An 18,182-nucleotide genomic window follows, 5' to 3' on the forward strand; every position below is an offset into this window, starting at 1 on the left:
AACAACGGCGCGATCTTCTCCCACTGCGCGTCCGTCAGCTCATGTCGTCGCACCATGCCCGACGCCTGCCCCGCCCCGGGCATGGTCCACCCACCTCAGCAAGAGCCATCAGAAACGACCTAGCCGGCGGCCCGGAGGCGGGCGCGGGTCCGTACGCACGCGACAGGGCCCCGGGAGGGTCTTCCCGGGGCCCTGTCGCGTGCCTGTGGTGCGTGAGTCGTCGGTCGCGGCGTCAGTGCGGTGTCGCGGCGACCTCGACGCCGTGTTCCGCGGCGAGTCGGCGGAGGTCTTCCAGCTCGGCCTGCTCGACGTCCACGAGGAATTCGTCGCCGGACTCGCGTGCGCGGCGCAGGTCGGACTCGGTGGTCCTTATGCGCTGGAGAATGCCTGTGGTGAACGCGTCCATGGTGCCCCCTCGTCGTGGGTCGGTGGCACGGGGGTGTGCCGAGGGTTAAGTCTTCGAACGATCACGGCGTGGTCCCCGACCGTCGTCGGCAGCTTGTCGTGGCATGCCGCGCACGGGGCGTGATCGTGTGGTGTGCCCTCGTCCTCCCCAAGCGGACCCTCAGAGAAACCTCAACCCACCTGAAAAATCCCCGAGTCCCGTCTCCACCCGTCTCTTACAGCCGATTTATCAATGTTCGAGGCAGGATGGAGGACGCTCGGACCGGTGCCTCCCGGCGCCCGAGGGTCCGCAGCCCCACCAGCTCACGAGGGAAGGACAGCGCCGTGCGCGTACTCGTCGTCGAGGACGAGCAGTTGCTCGCCGATGCCGTGGCGACGGGCCTCCGCAGGGAGGCCATGGCCGTCGATGTGGTCTACGACGGCGCGGCCGCGCAGGAGCGCATCGACATCAACGACTACGACGTCGTGGTGCTCGACCGTGACCTGCCGCTGGTCCACGGTGACGACGTGTGCCGCAGGATCGTCGAGCTGGGCCTGCCCACCCGGGTGCTGATGCTCACCGCCTCCGGTGACGTCAGCGACCGTGTGGAGGGCCTGGAGATCGGCGCGGACGACTATCTGCCCAAGCCCTTCGCCTTCTCCGAGCTGACGGCCCGCGTGCGCGCCCTGGGGCGGCGTACGACGACGGCGCTGCCGCCCGTCCTGGAGCGCGAGGGCATCAAGCTGGACCCCAACAGACGCGAGGTCTTCCGGGGCGGCAAGGAGATCCAGCTCGCGCCGAAGGAGTTCGCGGTCCTGGAGGTGCTGCTCCGCAGCGAGGGCGCGGTCGTCTCGGCCGAGCAGCTCCTGGAGAAGGCCTGGGACGAGAACACCGACCCGTTCACCAATGTCGTCCGGGTCACCGTGATGACCCTGCGCCGCAAGCTCGGCGAGCCCGCGGTGATCGTCACCGTCCCCGGCGCGGGGTACCGGATCTGATCCTCGATGGCGACGAACCCTCCCCCCGCACCGCAGGCCCCTCCCAAGCCCACCTGGGACCCGCCGGAGCCGCAGCGCTCGTACCCGTGGCTGCGCCCCACCATCCGCATAAGGCTCACGTTGCTGTACGGCGGCATGTTCCTGATCGCGGGCATGGTGCTGCTGACGATCATCTATCTGCTGGCCGCCCAGGCCCTGCACGAGAGCAGCCAGCTCCCGTACCGGATCCTGAACGGGAAGCTCCAGCCGACCTCCGACCAGTGCCCGGGGCTGACCGGCACGCTGCCCAGCGACGTCTTCATGGACCGCCTGTCGGCCTGCTCGGACGAGCAGCGCAGGCTGGCGCTGGACGGGCTGCTGCGCCGCTCGCTGCTGGCGCTGCTGGGCCTGGCCGTCGCCGCCTTCGCGTTCGGCTACGTGATGGCGGGCCGCGTCCTCTCCCCGCTCGGCCGGATCACGCGCACGGCCCGCCAGGTGGCCGGCTCCGACCTTCACAAGAGGATCGAGCTGGAGGGCCCGGACGACGAGCTGAAGGAGCTGGCCGACACCTTCGACGACATGCTGGACCGGCTCGACCGCGCGTTCACGGCCCAGCAGAGATTCGTGGCCAACGCCTCGCACGAGCTGAGAACCCCGCTCGCGATCAACCGCACGCTGCTGGAGGTGCAGCTCGCGGATCCGGAGGCCTCGCCCGAGCTCCAGCAGCTCGGCAAGACGCTGCTGGCCACGAACGAGCGCAGCGAGCAGCTCGTGGAGGGCCTGCTGCTGCTCGCGCGGAGTGAGAACGAGCTGGTGGACCGGAAACCCGTGGATCTCTCCGAGGTCGCCTCGCAGGCCGTGGAGCAGGCCCGCGGCGAGGCCCAGACGAAGGGCGTCGAGCTGCGCGGGGTCCGCCAGCCCACGTACGTACAGGGCAACGGGGTCCTGCTGGAGCGGGTCGCACTGAACCTGGTGCAGAATGCCGTGCGCTACAACGTGCGTGAGGGGGGATGGGTCTCGGTCAGTACGGAGGCGCAGCCGGGGCGGGCCGTGCTGGTCGTCGAGAACACGGGACCGGTCGTTCCGGCGTACGAGGTGGACAACCTCTTCGAGCCGTTCCGCCGCCTGCGCTCGGAGCGCACGGGCAGTGACAAGGGGGTCGGCCTGGGTCTGTCCATCGTGCGCTCGGTGGCGCGGGCCCACGGGGGGACGGCCACGGCGGAGCCGCGTGAGGACGGGGGGCTGGTGATGCGGGTCGCGCTGCCGGTGTAGGGTCCGCCCGGCAGAGGTTCGCTACTGGCGGAATCCGGACGCTTTGGGACGCTTCGAAAGCCGCTGTGATCGATCACACACGCGATTTTTTCGGCTTGTGCGCAGTGCGACCGACCACCGGGAAGAAATCCGGGAAAATCCAGGTTTCCGCAGGTGAAGATCGTGGGCAGTACCCGGGATGGCGTGCGTGAAGCGCGACCGGGGACCGTTTATGGTCCTCCTCGGCATCCTGCGTGATCACCTCTTCAGGGGTGCAGTTGGGTGTCGATTGAGTAACAGACCTTGATGTGAGGCAAAATCTCCGCCTCGGGTCGGGCACAAGTCCGGCCTCTCACGCGTTACGTGCGCTGGAGACACCACAGACACCCAGAGGGGGAGAGCGACATGGCAACGGATTACGACACTCCACGCAAGACCGACGACGACGTCAACGAGGACAGCATTGAGGAGCTGAAGGCCCGGCGGAACGACAAGTCCGCTTCCAATGTCGACGTAGACGAGTTCGAGCAGGCGGAGGGCCTTGAGCTGCCCGGCGCCGACCTCTCCAACGAGGAGCTCTCCGTCCGCGTCCTGCCTCGTCAGGCCGATGAGTTCACCTGCATGAGCTGCTTCCTGGTGCACCACCGCTCGCAGCTCGCCGCGGAGAAGAACGGCCAGCCCATCTGCCGCGACTGCGCGGCCTGAGCGGGTCCGGACACCACCCGGTGGCCGTCGACGACGCACGTGACGACGAGCGAGGCCCTCATGACCGGTCGGCCTCGCTCGCGCCGTACGCCCGGGACGCCCAGGACGCCCAAGGCGCCCAGGAAGCCCAGGAAGGGGCCCCGCGGGGGCGTCGTCTGGGTCTGAGCCTGCGCCGCGGGGCTTCCCGCGTGCCCAAGGCCCGGGACGGCCAGGAGGCCGACAGGGGCCGTACGGCGGCCGGGGCAGGGGACGGCCGCGAGGGCCGCGGCAGAACCCGTGCCTTCTTCGGGTTCGTCGCCGACCGCGTCATCGAGACCGCGCCGCGTGTGCCGGTGCGGGACCTGGAAACCCTGCGCAAGCAGTTCCCCGGGCTCGGGCCCGAGGAGATCGCCGACAAGCTCGTCTCCGGAGCGGTCGTGAGCTCCGCGACCGTCGGCGCCGGGGTCGGCGCCGCCGCGATGCTGCCGGTGCCGCCCGCGATGCCCGCCGAGCTGGCGGCCGAGATCGTGGGCGTGGCCACCGTCGAGCTGAAGCTCATCGCCGAGCTCCACGAGGTGTACGGGCACAGACCTCCCGGCACCCTGGCGCAGCGCTCGACCGCCTATCTGGGCGCCTGGACCTCCGAGCGGGGGATCAACGTCCTGAAGCCCGCTTCGCTCAACGCGGCCCTGGGCGGCCAGATGCGCCGCGAGCTGCGCCAGCAGATCATGAAGCGGACGCTGCGCAATCTGCCGAACCTCACCCCGTTCATGATCGGAGCCGCCGTGGGCGCCTTCATGAACCGCCGCGACACCGCGCGGCTCGCCGCGCGCGTCCGTAGCGACCTGCGCAAGCGGGCGCTGCCCGACGGTGACGGGGGCCCCGGCGAGGGCCCCAGAGCCCTGTTCTAGGCCCCTGTCCTAGGCCGCGGTCTCCTTCTCCGCCTGGAGGGCCTTCACCAGCGCCTCCGGATCCCGCGTCGAGACGTAGACGTACGGGGTCGGGTCCTCCGGGTCCGTGACCTCGACGCGGACCGCCGTACGGACGTAGCTGCGCAGCAGCATGTGGGCGCGCACATCCGCCTTGTACGTGCGCCAGGCGCGCGCCTCGTCCGCTTCCAGCGCCTCGGCCTCGCCCAGCGCCGACACCGGGATCCGGGCGTCCCCCGCGATCAGCGAGCCCGCCACCACGCGCACCCGCGCCGAGCCGTACGCGCTCACGCAGGCCGCGGCCAGCGCGCCGCCCACGACCAGGCCGCCCAGCGCCGGCAGGGGACCCAGCGGGAACAGCATCAGCGCGCTCCCGAAGCCGACTCCGGCGGCGATGAGCCACCATGTGCGCGGTGCGGTCAGGCGTTCGTCATAGGGCTGGGCCGGAGGAACCATGCGTCCAAGCTTGGCACGCCGCGCCCCCGCGGCGTACACGGCGGTAAGGTCTCCACCCGTGAGCGCTGCCAACCCCACGAACGAGCCGCGTCCCCCGGAGCAGCGGAAGCAACCGCTGGAGCCGCCGGAGGACGCCGTCGCACCTGTCCGTCATCCCGAGGCCCCCGCGCCGGGCGAACCGCTCGGCGCCCACTACGAGCAGTGTTTCGGCTGCGGCGGTGCGCAGCCGCACGGCCTGCACCTCGTGGCGCGCGCGGGCGAGGGCGTCAGCGTCACCGCGGAGTTCACCGTGAAGGCCGCCCACCAGGGCGCCCCCGGGCTCGCGCACGGCGGCGTGCTGACCACGGCGCTCGACGAGACGCTGGGGTCCCTGGGCTGGCTGATGCACGTGATCGCCGTGACCGGGCGGCTGGAGACCGACTTCGTCCGGCCCGTGCCCGTGGACACTGTGCTGCACCTGGAGGCCCACGTCACCGGCGTGCACGGCCGCAAGATCTACTCGACGGCCGTCGGCCGTATCGGCGGCCCCGACGGGCCCGTCGCGGTGCGCGCCGACGCCCTCTTCATAGAGGTGAAGGTCGAGCACTTCATCGAGCACGGCAGGGACGAGGAGATCGAGGCCGCGATGGCGGACCCCGACCAGGTCAGGCGCGCCCGCGCCTTCGAGGTGAACCCATGAGTACGGACAGGCCCGTTGAGGTGCTGCTCAAGCTGACGGACCCCGAGGTGCCCGTCCCCTCCTACCAGCACCCGGGCGACGCGGGATGCGATCTCGTCACCACCGAGAGCGCCGAACTCGCGCCCGGCGAACGCGCCGTTCTGCCCACGGGGGTGTCGATCGCCCTCCCGGAGGGGTATGCGGCCTTCGTGCACCCGCGGTCCGGGCTCGCAGCGCGCTGCGGAGTCTCGCTCGTGAATGCGCCGGGAACGGTGGATGCCGGGTACCGTGGGGAGATCAAGGTGATCGTGGCCAATCTGGACCCGCGCGAGTCGGTGCGGTTCGAGCGGTTCGACCGTATCGCCCAACTCGTCGTCCAGCAGGTGGAGAAGGTGCGCTTCCGCGAGGTGGCCGAGCTGCCGGGATCCGAGCGGGCCGAGGGCGGGTTCGGCTCCACGGGCGGGAACGCCGCACAGCAGAAGGATTACGTTGCGGTCGGGGCCACCGGGGCCTCCGACCTGAGAGGACAGTGACGTGTTCGGACGTCGTCGCAAGAAGAGCGAAGAGCCTGGGACGGGCGCCTCGGACGAGTTCGAGACGGAACAGGACAGCACCGAGGAGGCCGGGTCCGAGGACGCGGCCGAGGCCGCCCGGGTCAAGCTGCCGCCCGCTCCGCGTCCCGACGGTCCCTGGGACGTCACCGAGGTGACCGATCCCAGCACCGGCCGTGTCGATCTCGGCGGGCTGTTCGTGCCGGGCGTCGAGGGCATGGAGCTGCGGGTCGAGGTCGCGGGCGACGCGATCGTCGCGGCCACGCTCGTGCTCCAGGACAGCGCCATCCAGCTCCAGGGGTTCGCCGCGCCCAAGCGCGAGGGCATCTGGGACGAGGTGCGGGAGGAGATCGCCTCCGGCATCACCCAGCAGGGCGGCGTGATCGACGAGGTCGAGGGTCCCCTCGGCTGGGAGCTGCGGGCCCAGGTGCCGGTGCAGCTGCCGGACGGGACGAACGGCGTGCAGGTCGTGCGCTTCATCGGTGTCGACGGGGTGCGCTGGTTCCTGCGCGGGGTCATCTCCGGGCAGGGCGCGGTGCAGCCCGAGGCCGCGGGTCTGCTGGAGCAGATCTTCCGGGACACCGTCGTGGTCCGCGGTGACCAGCCGATGGCGCCCCGCGACCCGATCGTCCTCAAGCTGCCGGACGACGCGCAGATGGTGCCGGACGGTGTGCAGCAGGAAACGGTCGAGGAGGGCTCCCGCTTCGCGGGCGGCCTCGACAAGCTGCAGCGCGGGCCGGAGATCTCCGAGGTCCGCTGACGCGCTGAGGGCCCGCCGCAGGGCCGCTCAGAGAGTGCCGCAGAGGGTGGCCGGAATCCGTGGGAACGGGTTCCGGCCACCCTCTTGTGTGTGCGCCGCCACATCGCCGTATGGGAGCCGTCAATAGCGCTCACCAGCGCGTATGGGGGGCGTCAACGGAAGCGGTGGGCGCTGGGAACAGAGGTTCCCTGAAGAGGTCAGAAGCACCTCATCACCATCTAGGAGCGCGCGATGGCCGATCTGGCCTTCGTCGTCACCACGCTCGCGGTCTTCGCGCTGGTGGCACTCATCGCCAAGGGAGTGGACAAGCTGTGAGCGCCGAGAACGTCGTCGGCCTCGTCGTGGCCGTCGCACTGCTGGGCTATCTGGTCCTCGCCCTCGTCTTCCCGGAGAGGTTCTGAGCACCGACATGAGCCCGATCCTCGCCGACGTGCTCCAGATCTCCGCGCTCATCGCCGCGCTGGCCCTGGTGCACCGTCCCCTGGGCGACTACATGGCCCGGGTCTACTCCTCCGAGAAGCACCTCCGTATCGAGAAGTGGATCTACCGCTGCGTAGGCGCCAACCCCGGTGCCGAGATGCGCTGGCCCGCCTATCTGCGCGCGGTGCTCGCCTTCTCCGCCGTGGGCGTCCTGTTCCTGTACGCGATGCAGCGCTTCCAGGACAAGCTGCCGATGTCGCTGGGCTTCAAGCCCATCGACCCGGACCAGGCGTTCAACACCGCCGCGTCCTTCGTCGCCAACACCAACTGGCAGTCGTACTCGGGTGAGTCGGCCATGGGCCACTTCACCCAGATGACCGGCCTCGCGGTGCAGAACTTCGTCTCCGCCGCCGTCGGCATGGCCGTCGCCATCGCGCTCGTACGGGGCTTCGCCCGGGCCCGTACCGGCGAACTGGGCAACTTCTGGTCCGACCTGGTGCGCGGCGTCGTGCGGATCCTGATCCCGATCTCCGTGATCGCGGCGATCGTGCTGGTCGCGACGGGCGCGGTGCAGAATTTCTCCGGCATGCACGAGGTGCAGACCCTCTCCGGCGGCACCCAGCACATCCCGGGCGGGCCGGTGGCCTCCCAAGAGGTCATCAAGGAGCTGGGCACCAACGGCGGCGGTTTCTACAACGCCAACTCCGCGCACCCGTTCGAGAATCCGGGGGGCTTCTCGAACCTCCTGGAGATCTTCCTGATCCTCGTCATCCCGTTCTCCCTCCCGCGCACCTTCGGCAAGATGGTCGGCAGCGTGAAGCAGGGGTACGCGATCCTCGCCGCCATGGGCGCGATCTGGTTCGCGGCCGTCGTCGCCGTGACCGTCTCCGAGTACGCGCACCCGGGAACGGCGGCGCAGCTGGCGGGCGGCGCGATGGAGGGCAAGGAGCAGCGGTTCGGGGAGGGTTCCTCGTCGCTCTTCGCGGTCTCCACGACCATGACGTCGACCGGCGCGGTCAACTCCTTCCACGACTCCTACACCGCGTTCGGCGGCGGAGTGACCCTGCTCGGGATGATGCTGGGCGAGATCTCGCCCGGCGGCGTCGGCTCCGGGCTCTACGGGATGCTGATCATGGCCGTCGTCGCGGTCTTCATCTCCGGCCTCATGGTCGGACGTACGCCCGAGTACCTGGGCAAGAAGATCGGGCCCCGTGAGATCAAGTTCGCGGCCTGCTACATCCTCGTCACGCCCACTCTCGTGCTCGGCGGCACCGCGCTGGCCATGGCCCTGCCGGACGGCAAGGAGGCCATGACCAACATCGGGGCCCACGGCTTCAGCGAGGTGCTGTACGCCTACACCTCGGGCTCCAACAACAACGGCAGCGCCTTCGCCGGGTTCGGCGCAGACACGCCCTTCTTCAACACCACCATCGGGCTGTGCATGCTGCTGGGCCGCTTCCTGCCCATGGTGTTCGTGCTGGCGCTGGCCGGTTCGCTGGCCAAGCAGACGCCCGTACCGGCCACGGCGGGCACGCTGCGCACCGAAAAACCCCTCTTCACCGGGATGCTGGTCGGCTCGATCCTGATCATCACCGGTCTCACCTTCTTCCCGGCCCTCGCCCTGGGGCCGCTCGCGGAGGGACTCTCCTGATGAGCAGCACAGCAACACCCGTACGTACGGCGGAGGACGGCCCCGTCCAGCCTCCGCACGGAGCGTCCCACGCCCCCGGAGGCCCCGTCGGCGGCGGCCTCTTCGACCCCAGGCAGCTCGGCAGGTCCCTGCCGGACGCGGTCCGGAAGCTCGACCCGCGCGTCATGGTCAAGTCGCCCGTCATGTTCGTGGTCGAGGTCGGCTCGGTGGTCACCACCGTGCTGGCGGTCGCCCACCCCGGCGACTGGTTCGGCTGGGTCATCGCGGCCTGGCTGTGGCTGACCGTCCTCTTCGCGAACCTCGCGGAGGCGGTGGCCGAGGGCCGCGGCAAGGCGCAGGCCGACACGCTGCGCAAGGCCAAGACCGACAGCGTGGCGCGCCGTCTGGCCGCGGGCGGGGACGAGGAGTCCGTGCCCGGCACCGAGCTGCGCGTCGGCGACCAGGTCGTCTGCGAGGCGGGCGACGTGATCCCCGGCGACGGCGACGTCGTCGAGGGCGTCGCCTCCGTCGACGAGTCGGCGATCACCGGTGAGTCGGCGCCCGTCATCCGCGAGTCGGGCGGCGACCGCTCGGCCGTCACCGGCGGTACGAAGGTGCTCTCGGACCGGATCGTCATCCGGATCACGACGAAGCCCGGTGAGACCTTCATCGACCGGATGATCTCCCTGGTGGAGGGCGCGGCGCGGCAGAAGACGCCGAACGAGATCGCGCTCAACATCCTGCTGGCCTCGCTCACGATCGTCTTCATGCTGGCCGTGGTCACGCTCCAGCCGTTCGCGGTCTACGCGGGCGCCGAGCAGTCCCTCACGGTCCTCGCGGCCCTGCTCGTCTGCCTGATCCCGACGACCATCGGCGCGCTGCTCTCCGCGATCGGCATCGCGGGCATGGACCGGCTCGTGCAGCGCAACGTCCTGGCGACCTCGGGCCGCGCGGTCGAGGCCGCGGGCGACGTGTCCACGCTGCTGCTCGACAAGACCGGCACCATCACGCTGGGCAACCGTCAGGCCGCCGAGTTCGTGCCCGTACGCGGTACGACCGCGGCCGAGGTCGCGGACGCCGCGCAGCTCTCCTCGCTGGCCGACGAGACGCCGGAGGGCCGTTCCGTGGTCGTACTGGCCAAGGAGCGGTACGGGCTGCGCGAGCGGCACGAGGGGGAGCTGGAGGGCGCCGAGTGGGTGCCGTTCACGGCGCAGACCCGGATGTCAGGGGTGGACCTGACGGAGAACGGTTCCGGGCTCAAGGTCCGCAAGGGCGCGACCGGTTCGGTCTGCGCCTGGGTCACGGAGCGCGGCGGCGAGCCCGGCGAGGAGGTCCACCGGATCACCGACGAGATCTCGCAGGCGGGCGGCACCCCGCTGGTCGTCGGACTGGAGGACGCCGACGGGCCGCGGGTGCTCGGCGTCATCCACCTCAAGGACGTCGTCAAGGAGGGCATGGCCGAGCGCTTCGAGGAACTGCGCGCCATGGGCATCAAGACCGTCATGATCACGGGCGACAACCCGCTGACGGCCGAGGCCATCGCCAAGGAGGCGGGCGTCGACGACTTCCTCGCCGAGGCCACCCCCGAGGACAAGATGGCGCTCATCAAGCGCGAGCAGGCCGGTGGCCGGCTCGTCGCGATGACGGGCGACGGGACGAACGACGCCCCGGCGCTCGCCCAGGCGGACGTCGGCGTGGCCATGAACACCGGCACCTCGGCCGCCAAGGAGGCCGGGAACATGGTGGACCTGGACTCCAACCCGACCAAGCTCATCGAGATCGTCGAGATCGGCAAGCAGCTCCTGATCACGCGGGGCGCGCTCACCACGTTCTCCATCGCCAACGACGTCGCGAAGTACTTCGCGATCATCCCGGCGATGTTCGCGGTGGCCTATCCGGGCCTCGACAAGCTCAACATCATGGGCCTGGCCTCGCCCGAGTCCGCGATCCTCTCCGCCGTCATCTTCAACGCGCTGATCATCGTCGCCCTCGTGCCGCTCGCCCTGCGCGGCGTCCGCTACCGGCCGATGAGCGCGGACCGGATGCTGCGCCGCAACATCGGCGTCTACGGACTCGGCGGGCTGATCGCCCCGTTCCTCGGCATCAAGCTCATCGACATGCTCATCACTCTGATCCCGGGAGTGGGCTGACCCACCATGAACACCTCTGTACGCAACACCGGACGCCTGGTCTGGGCCGCGTTCCGCGCGCTGCTCGTCCTCACGGTCGTCTGCGGCGTGATCTACCCGCTCGCGATCACGGGCGTCGCCCAGGGCGTCTTCCACGACAAGGCCAACGGCTCGATGGTGAAGGCCGACGGCAAGGAGGTCGGCTCCGCGCTCATCGGCCAGAGCTGGAACAAGGAAGGCGGCGAGAAGCCCGACCCCAAGTGGTTCCAGGGCCGCCCCTCCAACTCCGGCTACGACCCGCGCGCCACCGGCTCCAGCCAGCTCGGGGCCAGCGACCCGACGCTGGTCAAGATGGTCCGCAAGGCGAAGAAGGACGTCGCCGCCTTCAACGGCGTACCGGAGTCGGAGGTCCCCAAGGACGCCGTGACAGGCTCCTCGTCCTCGATCGACCCGGACATCTCCGAGAAGTACGCGGAGATCCAGACCGCCCGCGTGGCCCGCGCGAACGGCCTCTCCGAGGGCGCCGTCACCAAGCTCGTCGACGCGCACACGAGCGGCCGCGAGGCCGGGATCCTGGGCGAACCGGTCGTGAATGTGCTGAAGCTGAACCTCGCGGTGAAGGAGGCCGCGGGGAAGTGACCCTGGGTAAGTGACCTTCCTGCGTCGGGGGTCGGCTCGTGCGCCTCACATTTCCCTGTTGTGTCTCGTCGGAGCAGTGACAGCGCATGAAGCGATCCACAACTCTCGCAGGGGGAAAATCAGTGCGCACCCGTACACCCGCGACTCTCCTCGCCACCGGCGGCCTCGCCCTCGGTCTGCTGTCCGCGACAGCGCCGACGGCTTCCGCGGACGCCACCTCTCCGTCGTCCACCAGCGCCAAGGCCGAATGGCGCTTCAAGAACGCGAAGAACGTCACCGGCCAGCCGCCGAGGGGGACCAGCCGGGCGGTCTGCACATGGGTTCACGTCCGCTCGAAGACGCTGGGAAAGGTGTGCTTCGAAAGGCGCGGGGACAGGTTCTGGGTCAAGGACATGCGGAGCGACGGGAAGTACATCGTGATGCGTGCGATGTACACGGGAAACCCGCAGACCCTTTTCGACTGCAGGGACTTCAAGGGAAAGCGAGCGGGCTGGACGCGTTGCGGTTTCGCGAACCTGGTGAAGGAGAACCGGAGGATCAGCTTCTCCGCCGTGGTCTACAAGGGCCGGGAACGGGTGGCGGAGGGCTCGACCGCCACGGTCATGAACTGACCGGCCGAGCAGGGCTCGCTTGAGCCCGTCTGAGCTCGCTTGAGGTGACGCGCCGTCCGGGGGACACGTCCCGGGCGGCGCGTTCCTGTGGGCCTCCTCTCAGACCTGGAGCAGTTCCGTGCCCGCCAGCAGGAAGGCGCCGACGCCGAAGTCGGCCGTTGTGCCGTGCGTGACGGGCTGGCTCGACTCGGGGCGGTCGCCGACGCCCTGGACGTAGCCGAGGAAGCCGTCCTCGTGCAGGGCCTTCGTCACCAGGCCCCGCCAGGCGAGGGCCGCCGCCCGGAGGTGGCCCTCGCGGGGGAGCAGGCCGGTGCGGACGGCGTACGCGAGGCCGTACGTGAAGAAGGACGTGCCGCTCGTCTCGGGGCCGGGGAGGTGCGCGGCGTCGGCGAGGTTCACGTTCCAGAAGCCGTCCTCGCGCTGGGCGGGACGGAGCGCGCGCAGCAGGCGTACGAGCGTCCCGCGGTACTCGGCGGTGTGCGCGGCGCCGCGCGGCAGGGCCTTGAGCGTCTTGACGTGGCCGCCCGTCACCCAGCCGTTGCCGCGCGACCAGAGCACGGGCTTCCCGGCGGGGGAGACGATGCCGCCGGGAAGGAACCTCTTGTCGCGGTACCAGAGCCCGGTGCCGGGGTCGAGCAGGCCGGGGCCGCCTTCGGCCGACTTCGTGTGGGTGTGGAGGGCGTGCAGCTTCTCCGCGTAGCGCGCGTCGCCGCGCAGCACGCTCAGCCGCGCGAAGGGCGGCATGGCCATGTGGAGCGCGTCGTCCCACCACCAGTCGTCGTTCTTCTCCGGCCGGTCGGTGTACGTCATCCGGTGCAGGGAGTCCTCTAGCGCGGCGAGCTTCGCCCCGTCGCCGCCGCCCTCGGCCTCGTACAGGTCCAGGTACGCCTGGCCCGCGTTGTGGTCGTCGGCGTGCCGGGTGGTGACGCCGTTGTGCAGCGCGTAGTCGTGCTTCTCGGCCCAGGAACGGGCGTAGGCGAGATAGCGGGGCTCGCGGGTCGCGCGGTGGAGGGCCATCAGCCCGCTGAAGAAGGTCGCGCGGGCCCACTGGTTGTCACCGGGGTCGCCGTGCGCGGATATCCAGTGGTCGGCGGCTCTGCGCAGGGCGCGGAGGATCTCGTCGCGGGGCGGGAGCGCGGCGCGGGCGGCGGCAGAGAGGGAGGCGGGGATCGCCGTTCCCAGTGCGGCGGTGCCCAGGGCGGCGGTGCTCAGGAGCAGACGACGTCGGTCCATGGGGGTGCCTTCCATCGGGGAGGGTTCGTGTACGTGAACGACGTTCTCTCTTGTGGCCCGGGACATGATGCAGCCGAATCCCGTTACGGGGAACCCTGTGCGGGGGGATACTGGCGTGACGGCCGAACACACGAACGGGGGCGGGGAATTGTCCACGCACATGGTCGAGATCGAGGACGCGCACCGCACCTACGGGCGCGGGCCCACCGCCGTGCACGCCCTGCGCGGCGTCTCCCTGACCGTGCCGCGCGGCGAACTCGTCGCGATCCGCGGCCGGTCGGGCTCCGGCAAGACCACCCTGCTCAACCTCGTCGGCGGCCTCGACACCCCCGACTCCGGGCGCGTCGCGGTCGACGGCACCGACCTCGCCACCCTCGGCGAGCAGGACGTCCTGGCGCTGCGCCGCGACCGTATCGGGTACGTCTTCCAGTCCTTCGCGCTGCTGCCCGTCCTCACCGCGGCCGAGAACGTCGGCGTGCCCCTCCGGCTGCGCAGGGCCCCCGCCGCCGAGCGCGAGGAGCGCGTCGCCCTGCTGCTCGCCCTCGTCGGCCTCTCCGACCACGCGGCCCAGCGCCCGGGCGAGCTCTCCGGCGGCCAGCAGCAGCGCGTCGCCATCGCCCGCGCGCTCGCCAACCGCCCCGCGCTCCTCCTCGCCGACGAGCCCACGGGCCAGCTCGACGCCGAGACCGGCCATGACGTGATGGAGCTGCTCCGCGCCGTCGTCCGCGACGAGAAGGGCCCGGACGGCGAGGGCGTCACCGCCCTGGTCGCCACCCACGACGAGTCGCTCCTCGACCTCGCGGACCGCGTCCTGGAGCTCGGCGACGGGGTGCTGCGGGAGCCCGGGCCGGTGTCGAGCCCCCTTTGAGGCGGCGGTCCCACGCTTGCCCGGTCGGGTCAATCACCCCGTTCCGGGAGGGCCGCCATGTTGCCAGCCGTTGCCGTGCCGTGGGACGCCGCGTTCGACGAGGTCGTACGGGAGGGCCTGCCGTCGCTGAAGCCGACGGAGGAGCTGCTGCCGCACACCGACCTGGTGGCCTGCGGGCTGGACTCCGTCGGGATGATGCAGATGATCGCGCGGCTGGAGGACAGCCACGGCGTGACCTTCCCGCCCGGAACCATGCCGCCCCCGGCGTTCGCGAACGCCGGCGTGCTGTGGGGCATGGTCCAGGCGCAGCGCGCCCAGCAGGACGCCCGGGACGCCGCCGTACGGCCCCGCCGGGCGTCCTGGAACGGGCCCTGGGCCGGGCACGGGGCCGGGCACGGGGCGATCCATACGTAACCCTGACGGCTCCGTACGGCGTACTCGGGAGGGAACACTTGTCGGAGCGGTGACAATGGAGCCATGGCGTCAGCACTCCAGAAGCGGCGCGGCAAGCTGCGGGTCTACCTCGGCGCTGCACCCGGTGTCGGCAAGACCTACGCGATGCTCTCCGAGGCCCACCGCAGACAGGAGCGGGGCACCGACATCGTCGTCGGCTTCGTCGAGCACCACGACCGTCCCCGTACGGAGGTGATGCTGCACGGCCTGGAGCAGATCCCGCGCCGCGAGGTCACCTACCGCGGCGCGACGCTCACCGAGATGGACACCGCGGCCGTCCTGGAGCGCCGCCCCGCCGTGGCCGTCGTGGACGAGATGGCGCACACCAACGTGCCCGGGTCCGCGCACGAGAAGCGCTGGCAGGACATCGACCAGCTCCTCGAAGCGGGCATCGACGTCGTCTCGACCGTCAACATCCAGCACCTGGAGTCGCTGGGCGACGTCGTCGAGTCGATCACCGGCGTCCGGCAGCAGGAGACCGTGCCCGACGAGGTCGTACGCCGCGCCGACCAGATCGAGCTTGTCGACATGTCGCCCCAGGCGCTGCGCCGCCGGATGGCTCACGGCAACATCTACTCCTCGGACAAGGTCGACGCCGCCCTCTCCAACTACTTCCGCCCCGGCAACCTGACGGCCCTGCGCGAGCTGGCGCTGCTGTGGACCGCCGACCGGGTGGACGAGTACCTCCAGCAGTACCGCTCCGAGCACCGCATACGCTCCACCTGGCAGGCCCGCGAGCGCATCGTCGTCGGCCTCACGGGCGGCCCCGAGGGCCGCACCCTCATCCGCCGCGCCGCGCGCATGGGAGCCAAGGGCTCCGGCAGCGAGATCCTCGCCGTCTACATCGCGCGCGCCGACGGGCTCACCTCCGCCTCTCCCAAGGAGCTGGCCGTGCAGCGCACCCTCGTGGAGGACCTCGGCGGCACGTACCACCACGTCATCGGCGACGACGTCCCCGAGGCGCTGCTCGACTTCGCACGGGGCGTGAACGCGACCCAGATCGTGCTGGGCTCCTCGCGCCGCAAGGCGTGGCAGTACATGTTCGGGCCCGGCGTCGGCGCGCTCGTCGCCCGCGACTCGGGGCCCGACCTCGACGTCCACATCGTCACCCACGAAGAGGTCGCCAAGGGCCGCGGACTGCCCGTCGCGCGCGCCGCGCGGCTGGGCCGCTCCCGGGTCGCGGCGGGCTGGCTGACGGCCCTCGGGCTGCCCTGCCTGCTGACGTTCCTGATGCTCACCTTCGACCCGAACGTCGGCTTCACCAACGACGTGCTGCTCTTCCTGGTGCTCACCGTCGCCGCCGGGCTCGTCGGCGGGCTGCTGCCCGCGCTCGCCTCGGCGGCGGTCTGCTCGGCCCTGCTGAACTACTACTTCACGGCGCCCACCCACCAGTGGACGATCAGCGACTTCCGCAACATCGTCTCCCTGGTCGTCTTCTTCGCCGTCGCGCTCGCCGTCGCCTCCGTCGTGGACCTCGCGGCCCGCCGTACGCACCAGGCGGCGCGGCTGCGCGCCGAGTCCGAGATCCTCTCCGTCCTCGCGGGCAGTGTGCTGCGCGGCGAGGACTCGCTGGACGAGCTGCTGGAGCGGGTCCGCGAGACCTTCGGCATGGACTCCGTCGCCCTGCTGGAGCGCGCCGACGAACGCTCGCCCTGGACCTGCGTGGGCAGCGTCGGCGCGGAGGAGGGCGCGAAGCCGCTCGTACGGCCCGACGACGGCGACGTCGACATGCCCGTCGGCGACCGCATGATGCTCGTCCTCTCCGGCCGTGTGCTGCCCGCCGAGGACCGCCGCGTGCTGGCCGCCTTCGCCGCGCAGGCCGTGGGCGTCCTGGACCGGCAGAGGCTCGTCGGCGAGGCCGAGCAGGCCCGCGAGCTGGCCGAGGGCAACCGCATCCGTACGGCCCTCCTCGCGGCCGTCTCGCACGATCTGCGCACGCCGCTCGCCGCGATCAAGGCCTCGGTCTCCTCGCTCCGCTCCGACGACGTCGAGTGGTCCGAGGAGGACGAGTCCGAGCTGCTGCGCTCCATCGAGGAGGGCGCCGACAAGCTCGACAACCTCGTCGGCAACCTGCTCGACATGTCCCGCCTCCAGACCGGCACCGTCGCCCCGCTGATCCGCGACATCAGCCTGGAGGAGGTCGTCCCCAAGGCCCTCTCGGGCGTATCCGAGGGCAGCGTGCGCCTCGCCATCGCCGAGGCCCTGCCGCTGGTCGCCGTCGACCCGGGCCTGCTGGAGCGTACGGTCGCCAATCTCGTCGAGAACGCCGTCAAGTACAGCCCTCCGGGCAAGAAGGCCCTGATCAAGGCCAGCGCCCTCGCCGACCGGGTCGAGGTCCGCGTCATGGACCGCGGCCCCGGCGTCCCCGACAGCGACAAGGACCGCATCTTCGAGCCGTTCCAGCGCTACGGGGACGCTCCGGGCGGCTCCGGCGTCGGCCTGGGCCTCGCGGTCGCACGCGGCTTCGCGGAGGCCATGGGCGGCACCCTGGAGGCCGAGGACACCCCGGGCGGCGGCATGACCATGGTCCTCACCCTGCGCGCCGCGCACGGCCGCGCCCCGGCCCGCAGCGTGCGCGCGGGCGCGGCACAACAACACAATGAACGGGAACGAGAGGAAATACCGCATGCACCGGGTGCTCGTGGTCGATGACGAACCGCAGATCGTCCGCGCCCTCGTGATCAACCTCAAGGCGCGGAAGTACGAGGTCGACGCCGCCCCCGACGGCGCCACCGCGCTCCGTCTCGCGGCCGACCGCCACCCCGACGTCGTCGTGCTCGACCTCGGCCTGCCCGACATGGACGGCGTCGACGTCATCCGCGGCATCCGCGGCTGGACCCGCGTCCCGATCCTGGTGCTCTCGGCGCGCCAGACGTCCGACGAGAAGGTCGAGGCGCTCGACGCGGGCGCCGACGACTACGTCACCAAGCCGTTCGGCATGGACGAGCTGCTGGCCCGCCTCCGCGCCGCCGTACGCCGCGCCGAGCCCGCCGCGGGCTCCGCCGAGGACTCGGGCGTCATCGAGACCCCCGACTTCAGCGTCGACCTGGCCGCGAAGAAGGTCCACCGCGACGGCCGCGACGTCCGCCTCACCCCGACCGAGTGGCACCTCCTGGAGGTCCTCGTCCGCAACACGGGCCGCCTCGTCAGCCAGAAGCAGCTCCTGAAGGAGGTCTGGGGCCCGTCGTACGGCACGGAGACCAACTACCTCCGCGTCTACATGGCCCAACTCCGCCGCAAACTCGAATCCGACCCGTCCCATCCCCGCCACTTCGTCACGGAGCCGGGGATGGGGTACCGGTTCGAGAAGTGAGGGCTGCGCGGACGCTGGGGGCTGGGACTGGGGGCGCTGCCCGGGAGCGGGGCCCTGAGGTGCCTCTGGGAGGCCGCGGGTGCGGCAGGCAGGGCCGAGGGGCGCCGGTTCGGGAAGGAGGGCTTCACCGGGCGTTCGGGGCGCTGCGCGGGCGGCTGGGGGTCCGGGGGTCGTCCCCCGGGAGGGCACAGCGTCACTGAGCCGGGGATGGGGTACCGGTTCGAGAAGTGAGGGC

At 71.0% G+C, this 18,182-nt stretch carries 19 protein-coding genes; 16 read left to right on the forward strand and 3 right to left on the reverse strand.

All coding sequences use genetic code 11. The features are described from left to right. Positions 1–232: 232 nt before the first annotated feature. Positions 233–406, reverse strand: a complete 174-nt coding sequence (locus ACGF3A_RS40565; protein WP_393735678.1) for a hypothetical protein — start codon at positions 404–406, stop codon at positions 233–235. A 323-nt stretch (positions 407–729) separates the two neighbouring features. Here ACGF3A_RS40565 and ACGF3A_RS40570 point away from each other — a divergent pair, with 323 nt between their 5' ends. From ACGF3A_RS40570 to ACGF3A_RS40585, 4 genes are all read left to right on the forward strand, one after another. Continuing rightward, entirely contained in the window at positions 730–1,383 is a 654-nt protein-coding gene (locus tag ACGF3A_RS40570; protein WP_393735680.1) for a response regulator transcription factor, read from the forward strand. 6 nt (positions 1,384–1,389) lie between these two features. Continuing rightward, complete coding sequence (locus ACGF3A_RS40575; RefSeq protein WP_393735682.1) at positions 1,390–2,634, forward strand: sensor histidine kinase; 1,245 nt, start codon at positions 1,390–1,392, stop codon at positions 2,632–2,634. Positions 2,635–3,018: 384 nt separating this feature from the next. Continuing rightward, entirely contained in the window at positions 3,019–3,318 is a 300-nt protein-coding gene (locus tag ACGF3A_RS40580) for a DUF4193 domain-containing protein (protein ID WP_016470291.1), read from the forward strand. Beyond that, positions 3,297–4,208 carry a hypothetical protein gene (locus ACGF3A_RS40585; protein WP_393735984.1) on the forward strand — a complete coding sequence of 304 codons (912 nt, stop codon included), beginning with the start codon at positions 3,297–3,299 and terminating at the stop codon, positions 4,206–4,208. The genes ACGF3A_RS40580 and ACGF3A_RS40585 overlap by 22 nt, the downstream gene beginning before the upstream one ends. A gap of 9 nt (positions 4,209–4,217) precedes the next feature. Here the strand turns inward: ACGF3A_RS40585 and ACGF3A_RS40590 are convergent, their stop codons facing one another. Further along, entirely contained in the window at positions 4,218–4,682 is a 465-nt protein-coding gene (locus tag ACGF3A_RS40590) for a DUF3093 domain-containing protein (protein ID WP_393735684.1), read from the reverse strand. 58 nt (positions 4,683–4,740) lie between these two features. Here ACGF3A_RS40590 and ACGF3A_RS40595 point away from each other — a divergent pair, with 58 nt between their 5' ends. The 8 genes from ACGF3A_RS40595 (at position 4,741) to ACGF3A_RS40630 (ending at position 12,080) form a co-directional block, all read left to right on the forward strand. Next, a complete protein-coding gene (locus ACGF3A_RS40595) occupies positions 4,741–5,361 on the forward strand; it encodes a PaaI family thioesterase (RefSeq protein ID WP_393735686.1) in 621 nt (206 codons plus the stop codon). Further along, a complete protein-coding gene (gene dut / locus ACGF3A_RS40600; RefSeq protein WP_393735688.1) occupies positions 5,358–5,873 on the forward strand; it encodes a dUTP diphosphatase in 516 nt (171 codons plus the stop codon). Before ACGF3A_RS40595 ends, dut begins: the two co-directional genes overlap by 4 nt. Before the next feature lies 1 nt (position 5,874). Then, the gene (locus ACGF3A_RS40605) at positions 5,875–6,651 is read left to right on the forward strand and encodes a DUF3710 domain-containing protein (RefSeq protein ID WP_393735690.1); all 777 of its coding nucleotides are present in this window, start codon (positions 5,875–5,877) and stop codon (positions 6,649–6,651) included. 311 nt (positions 6,652–6,962) lie between these two features. Beyond that, on the forward strand, positions 6,963–7,052 hold the full coding sequence (gene kdpF / locus ACGF3A_RS40610; RefSeq protein WP_393735692.1) for a K(+)-transporting ATPase subunit F: 90 nt from the start codon (positions 6,963–6,965) through the stop codon (positions 7,050–7,052). An 8-nt stretch (positions 7,053–7,060) separates the two neighbouring features. Next, a complete protein-coding gene (gene kdpA, locus ACGF3A_RS40615; protein ID WP_393735694.1) occupies positions 7,061–8,722 on the forward strand; it encodes a potassium-transporting ATPase subunit KdpA in 1,662 nt (553 codons plus the stop codon). Next, a complete protein-coding gene (gene kdpB, locus ACGF3A_RS40620) occupies positions 8,722–10,851 on the forward strand; it encodes a potassium-transporting ATPase subunit KdpB (protein ID WP_393735696.1) in 2,130 nt (709 codons plus the stop codon). Before kdpA ends, kdpB begins: the two co-directional genes overlap by 1 nt. 6 nt (positions 10,852–10,857) lie before the next feature. Beyond that, complete coding sequence (gene kdpC / locus ACGF3A_RS40625; RefSeq protein WP_393735698.1) at positions 10,858–11,469, forward strand: potassium-transporting ATPase subunit KdpC; 612 nt, start codon at positions 10,858–10,860, stop codon at positions 11,467–11,469. A gap of 86 nt (positions 11,470–11,555) precedes the next feature. Continuing rightward, positions 11,556–12,080 (forward strand): hypothetical protein, encoded by a 525-nt coding sequence (locus ACGF3A_RS40630; protein WP_393735700.1) that lies wholly within the window; start codon positions 11,556–11,558, stop codon positions 12,078–12,080. 99 nt (positions 12,081–12,179) lie between these two features. Here ACGF3A_RS40630 and ACGF3A_RS40635 read toward each other — a convergent pair whose 3' ends face one another. After that, positions 12,180–13,313, reverse strand: coding sequence for a glycoside hydrolase family 88 protein (locus ACGF3A_RS40635; protein WP_393735702.1), 1,134 nt, complete (start codon positions 13,311–13,313; stop codon positions 12,180–12,182). A 160-nt stretch (positions 13,314–13,473) separates the two neighbouring features. On the opposite strand from ACGF3A_RS40635, the gene ACGF3A_RS40640 reads away from it, so the two are divergent. The 4 genes from ACGF3A_RS40640 (at position 13,474) to ACGF3A_RS40655 (ending at position 17,947) form a co-directional block, all read left to right on the forward strand. Continuing rightward, on the forward strand, positions 13,474–14,181 hold the full coding sequence (locus tag ACGF3A_RS40640) for an ABC transporter ATP-binding protein (RefSeq protein WP_393735986.1): 708 nt from the start codon (positions 13,474–13,476) through the stop codon (positions 14,179–14,181). A 57-nt stretch (positions 14,182–14,238) separates the two neighbouring features. Further along, entirely contained in the window at positions 14,239–14,595 is a 357-nt protein-coding gene (locus tag ACGF3A_RS40645) for a phosphopantetheine-binding protein (RefSeq protein ID WP_393735704.1), read from the forward strand. Between the two features lie 63 nt (positions 14,596–14,658). Further along, positions 14,659–17,286 carry an ATP-binding protein gene (locus tag ACGF3A_RS40650; protein ID WP_393735706.1) on the forward strand — a complete coding sequence of 876 codons (2,628 nt, stop codon included), beginning with the start codon at positions 14,659–14,661 and terminating at the stop codon, positions 17,284–17,286. Next, positions 17,261–17,947, forward strand: a complete 687-nt coding sequence (locus ACGF3A_RS40655; protein WP_393735708.1) for a response regulator — start codon at positions 17,261–17,263, stop codon at positions 17,945–17,947. Before ACGF3A_RS40650 ends, ACGF3A_RS40655 begins: the two co-directional genes overlap by 26 nt. Positions 17,948–18,182: the final 235 nt, after the last annotated feature.

Source organism: Streptomyces sp. NPDC048172 (assembly GCF_043202595.1).
GTDB lineage: Bacteria > Actinomycetota > Actinomycetes > Streptomycetales > Streptomycetaceae > Streptomyces.